The following is a 1,988-nucleotide window of genomic DNA, read 5'->3' on the forward strand; positions in this document are numbered from 1 at the left end:
TGGGGCACCTTGGCCTGTGTTCGTGCTGATCTGTGCGTTCATGGGTGAACGGACTTATCTATTTCAGCATCTCTGTTCGCTGTTGGCAAGCCGCTATTGCTTCCAATAGGGCGCTCAGCGCTTGGAGTCAGCCGCTTGTCCGGCGGGGTTGGCACGTTATGATGCTGTGCGTAAATAAGCATCAATGGCTTCGAGCAGTCGTCGGGCATCGTCTACATCACGCTGTGCGTCTTCGGCCGTTACCAAACCGGACACATCGTAATCGCCGCTTTGACGATCCTCGAACAGGCGTGTCAGGATGGCTGTAAATTCTTTGGAAAACATGCCGGTCCTCACGAAATCCTTGTTAAATCGTCCGATCGATTGCGCATGAGAAGAAAACGTCTGGCCTTGTGACAGATGTAGGGCGCTGATGGCATGAAAAGCGGCATAGTAGGCACGCGAAACAGCATCATCCCAGGCGCCGTTTGCGACGAGCATTTCGGCAACACGGAGTTTCTCAACGGCTTTCCTTAAGACCGATTCGATGTGAGGTGTCATAATCGCCGCCCCTCGCGCTCGATATTCAGGGCCAGCGGAGTGCCTTGCCGCTGTTTCCATTCGTCTTCGGTTCTGACGATGGATGTCACCAAAGCCTCGTAGCGGTCGATCAGGTCGACTTCGATCTCCAGAATCGCGTCGCGGATGTCCGGCGAGCGCCGATCGACGATCACCAGCATATCGTAGTCGGAATGGGGTTGAGCGTCGCCTCGGGCTCGCGAACCAAAGAGGCGCAGATCCTTGAGGTGTGTGCCCAGGCGCCGGCGGACTTCGCGTGCGAAAACGTCGGGAACGGCTTCTGAGGGTGGTGGCTTCATAAGCGCGTGTCCGCAGTCAAGTGCCGGCTGAACTTACAGATCGACCAGTTGATCCTGTTTCAAACGCTGGGGTCTAATCAGCACCTCTAGCCTCTGCCGAGGCCGCAAGCGCAGCGCGAATCGGCGGTCGGTAATGATCTAACCCCTCAACCAGCGTTATCCACACACAAGCATCGACATAGGCGAGTTTCACTTCGACTCCCGAAAGTCGTGCAATGCATCCAAAATGTCTCGGTGGCTCCGGCGTGGAACATCTGCGTTACCTGTTTCGCTGATGATAGACGACTGGGTGCCAGACATTAACCCGCCAACGCTCGATGAAAGTTGTGCCAGAGCAGCGTGAAGTCGCCGCTGAAGCGGCGGTAGGTGTCACGATAGCGCCGCATCCGCGCTAGGGCCTCGTCGCTGTAGCCCAGCCCTAGATAGCGCTCGGCGATGACGGAGCATTCCATGACGATCAGCGGGCGCTCGCGCAGGCGCAGGGGACGGCGCTGCTGGAGGTCGTAGAGCGGATACTCTCGACAGGTGCCGCATAGGTGTTGTAGCCAGGGCTACCTTATTCAGGCTAGCAGAGCCAACAAAGGTCAGCGGCTCGGCACCCTGCTCGATCAGATAGTCGCGATACCAGGACTGCCGACGCCAAGCGGCGTTAATGGTATCGCATAATGCCGTGCTGACTTCTGGCGAGCCATGATCCCCAACAGTTCGCACGTCTGGGATCGGCACCTCGTCAGCCGGTGGCTGCGCGAGAAACAGATAGCCAAAAGGGGTGTGGGTCTGTGGGGAAGCGATCTGTTAGGCCATAGCTGCCGTACTGCCCCGATTAATCTTTTTGGGACATGGGCCAGTGCTGGGGCACCTTGGCCTGTGTTCGTACTGACCTGTGCGTTCATGGGTGAACGGACTTATCTATCTCACCATCCCTGTTCGCTGTTGGCAAGCCGCTAGTGCTTCCAATCGGGCGCTCAGCGCTTGGAGTCAACCGCATGTCCGGCCCTGTCCGTCTGCCGGCCTGCCCAGTTTGAATTTCAAGCTCGATCATCGGATGCGTCGCCCGGGCAACCTTGGTCCGATCCATGGTCACCGGCACCTCGCCCGTGCGTTTCAGCCTGAGCCCCTTTCGACGCTCAG

The 1,988-nt window shown here is 57.9% G+C and carries 3 protein-coding genes; all 3 read right to left on the bottom strand.

All coding sequences use genetic code 11. The annotated features are described in order from the left end of the window. Positions 1-156 precede the first annotated feature (156 nt). The gene (locus CKO40_RS23595) at positions 157-540 is read right to left on the bottom strand and encodes a HEPN domain-containing protein (RefSeq protein WP_200348903.1); all 384 of its coding nucleotides are present in this window, start codon (positions 538-540) and stop codon (positions 157-159) included. After that, complete coding sequence (locus CKO40_RS23600) at positions 537-857, bottom strand: nucleotidyltransferase domain-containing protein (protein WP_200348904.1); 321 nt, start codon at positions 855-857, stop codon at positions 537-539. Before CKO40_RS23600 ends, CKO40_RS23595 begins: the two co-directional genes overlap by 4 nt. 299 nt (positions 858-1,156) lie before the next feature. Beyond that, entirely contained in the window at positions 1,157-1,309 is a 153-nt protein-coding gene (locus tag CKO40_RS23605) for a hypothetical protein (protein WP_200348905.1), read from the bottom strand. Positions 1,310-1,988 lie beyond the last annotated feature (679 nt).

Origin of the sequence: Halochromatium glycolicum (assembly GCF_016584085.1) — a bacterium.
Taxonomy (GTDB): Bacteria; Pseudomonadota; Gammaproteobacteria; order Chromatiales; family Chromatiaceae; genus Lamprobacter; species Lamprobacter glycolicus.